Raw genomic sequence first — 3356 nt, 5'->3', positions numbered from 1 at the left:
GCGAACCGGCTTTCGGGGCCCAGTTTTCCTTTGGTGGCCTGACGATCACGGGCAATATGTTTACGACCAACGATGTGGCTGACTGGTTCAATTTCATCGTGATAAAACCCTACGGACCAGGACATTTCATCAACGGCTTTGCGGTGGTCGGGAACGTATTTCGTTCGCTCAATGGTCGCATTGATAGGGTCGAACATGTGGATACGACATTCGCTGATCTGGACTACGGTCGGACTCGCAGTTTCGAATTTTCTGCCAACACCTTTCACAACGTGAATGAACCTGTGTCTAACCCCGCGACGTTGTCGTTTGAACAAGTCACCGAAGCCGCGACATGGGTTTTGGAAACACGCAATGCACTGCCTTTTGAAGGCTACGCGCTGTCTGTTGACAGCGTGATGCCTGCGGGGGCGGTGACGAATGCTGGCAATGCAAGCGTGCATGATTTGCCGTGGTCGCTAAGTGAACAGGGAAGTGATCGTCGCGATGTGCATCTGAACTGGGGCAGTGCCGTCAAAGGGCGCGTCCGCTACAGCGTCCGGATGGATCAAACGAGCTAGGGTCACAATTCGCTTGGTATTAGGGCGCTTACGGGCGCCCTAATCACGCAGTATTTTGCTGCATTGCAGAAATATGCTGCACTGCCGCATAATTTGGGCTATAAATGTGTAAATTCACATAGCTTAAAGGGGAATCGCATGACGCCCGCACTGACTTTGACACTTTCCGCCCAGACTATGACTGCCGTAAGCGCCGTAATTGGCCAGCAAATGCGCCTTGCTGATGTTATTATCGATCAGACCTTTAGCGCCCAACGTGCGCTGATGACGCCTTACTTTGCATCAGAGGTGAAAAAGAAAACATCTGTCCCCGAAAAGAAAGCTGCGGCACCGAAGCTTAAAACAAAGACAGCTGCAAAGGCCAAAATTTCCGCACCGAAACCAAAGGCGGTTGCGGTGGCAAAGCCAGTTGCGGTGCAGGCAGTCGTTGCGACGCCGGTTGTTGCAGCACCTGCAGCAAAAGCCGTACCTGAAGTAAAGGCTGTACCTGAAGCAAAAGTCGCACCTGCTCAGGTCGTATCTGCAAAGACACCTGTTGTCGCTGCCAAGAAAGCAGCGCCTGTAGCGCAGGTGCCCGCAAAGCCTGCGGTCAAAGTAGCTGGAAAAGCCGCACCAGAATCCAAACCGGCGGCGGCCACAAAGCCAGCCCCGAAAAGCGCAGTCGCAGATCCAAAACCCCCAGCAGCGACAAAATCTGTGCCACGTGGCAAAAAGGTTTCCGTGCCTAACACCCCTTGGGATGGCAAAAAAAGCGCGAAGAAGAAAAAGTAAAGGACAGCGCTGCAGATCATGCAGCGCTTCTTTTTTGCCCGTTCGACAGATGACCAATGCGCCCCTTGCATGGTGGGGTTGCGCAAACGGGCGTTGTTGGCAGGTAAGGCGACGACTACCTCTGTGATAGATCACAAAATCACTTTTCCATAGAGGTACGCTATGTCACTCCGCCCAGATAACACATTGATTTCAAATCGCGAAATGCTGCTAGAGCTTTTGGTGATGCCCTTCCGTGCAATTGATAAATTGCTATACAACTTGGCTGAAAATAGCTCTCGGATGCAAGCCTTGCAAGCCATCGCGGCAATCCCCGAAGCAGATTTGCGCGCCAAAGGTTTGACCCGCGCTGAAGCAGTCAGCATGACGTTTCGCCACGACGCGTAAGGTGAACTAGTCAATAAAATGACAATTTGTCGTGTGGCTTGGTGCGCAGATTTACAAAACGCTGCGACACCTCACCACATGTCTTGGATTCGCACAGCTTTTCCCCATGATGCGCATCGGAGGAGGCTGCGGGCGACACGCCCGCGCCATCACGATTGATCAAGGGGGAAGACGTCATGTCCGATAAAACCTATGCACCATCTGCCGAAATGGCCGCGAACGCTCATGCTGATAAGGCAACTTATGATGCGATGTACGCCGCCTCGATTAATGATCCCGAAGGATTTTGGGCCGAACACGGCAAGCGTTTGGACTGGATCAAACCTTTTACCAAGGTAAAGAACACAAGCTTTGCGCCCGGCGAAGTTGATATCAAGTGGTTCGAAGACGGCACATTGAACGTCAGCGCCAACTGTATCGACCGCCACTTGGCAACCCGTGGGGATCAAACTGCGATCATCTGGGAACCTGACAGTGCTGACGACGAAGCTCTGCACATCACCTATAAGATGTTGCACGAAAAGACGTCCCTGATGGCCAACAGCCTCAAGAAACTTGGCGTGGGCAAAGGCGACCGTGTCGTTCTTTACATGCCGATGATCCCCGAAGCCGCCTATGCGATGCTCGCTTGTGCGCGGATCGGTGCAATCCACTCGATTGTCTTTGCTGGCTTCTCTGCGGATGCTTTGGCGGCACGCATCAGCGGCAGCCAAGCCAAAGTCGTCATCACTGCCGACGGCGCGCCGCGCGGTGGCCGTGTGACCAACCTCAAAGACAGCGTCAACCAAGCGCTGATCAATGTTATGCATGATTGCAAATGTCTGTGCGTCCGTCGTACAGGCCAGCAAATTGCATGGCGTTCAGAGGGCGATTATTGGCTCCATGAAATGGAAACGCAGGTCAGTGCCGATTGCCCCCCGACAGAAATGAACGCCGAAGATCCGCTGTTCATCCTATATACGTCCGGCTCTACCGGGATGCCTAAAGGTGTTGTGCATTCCACGGGTGGCTATCTGGTCTACGCTGCGATGACCCACCAATACACATTCGATTATCATGAGGGTGACGTCTTTTGGTGCACAGCCGATGTAGGCTGGGTGACCGGACACAGCTATATCGTCTATGGTCCGCTGGCTAATGGTGCGACCACAATCATGTTCGAGGGTGTGCCGACCTATCCTGACGCGGGCCGTTTCTGGGCTGTGTGTGAAAAGCACGAAGTGAACCAGTTCTATACTGCCCCAACCGCCATTCGTGCGCTGATGGCGCAAGGCAATGAATTTGTCGAAAAATATGACCTGTCGGATATCAAAGTGCTGGGCACCGTTGGCGAACCGATCAATCCAGAGGCCTGGAATTGGTACAACGACGTTGTCGGTAAGGGTAAGGCGCCCATCGTCGACACATGGTGGCAGACCGAAACGGGTGGTCACCTGTTGACGCCTCTGCCCGGCGCGACAGCGACCAAACCCGGATCGGCAACTCTGCCGTTCTTTGGCATTCAGCCCGTGATTTTGGAACCAACCACTGGCGAAGAAATCCACGACACGGCTGCCGAAGGCGTGCTTTGCATCAAAGATAGCTGGCCTGCCCAGATGCGCACCGTTTGGGGCGATCACGAGCGGTTCGAAAAGACCT

General features: G+C 53.7%; 3 protein-coding genes and 1 pseudogene. All 4 read left to right on the top strand.

The genetic code is table 11. The annotated features are described in order from the left end of the window. A pseudogene (locus QZ197_RS15360) lies at positions 1-560 on the top strand (right-handed parallel beta-helix repeat-containing protein); the annotation flags it as partial. A 138-nt stretch (positions 561-698) separates the two neighbouring features. Then, a complete protein-coding gene (locus QZ197_RS15355) occupies positions 699-1331 on the top strand; it encodes a hypothetical protein (protein ID WP_296433048.1) in 633 nt (210 codons plus the stop codon). Between the two features lie 162 nt (positions 1332-1493). Further along, positions 1494-1718 carry a DUF1127 domain-containing protein gene (locus QZ197_RS15350; protein WP_296433047.1) on the top strand — a complete coding sequence of 75 codons (225 nt, stop codon included), beginning with the start codon at positions 1494-1496 and terminating at the stop codon, positions 1716-1718. A gap of 176 nt (positions 1719-1894) precedes the next feature. Beyond that, a partial coding sequence (gene acs / locus QZ197_RS15345; RefSeq protein WP_296433045.1) for an acetate--CoA ligase occupies positions 1895-3356 on the top strand: 1462 nt, incomplete at its 3' end.

The organism is Yoonia sp. (assembly GCF_017854415.1).
In the GTDB taxonomy this organism is placed as follows: domain Bacteria; phylum Pseudomonadota; class Alphaproteobacteria; order Rhodobacterales; family Rhodobacteraceae; genus Yoonia.
The sequence above is the reverse complement of the archived record's forward strand: the minus strand, read 5'-3'. Positions and strand labels throughout refer to the sequence as shown.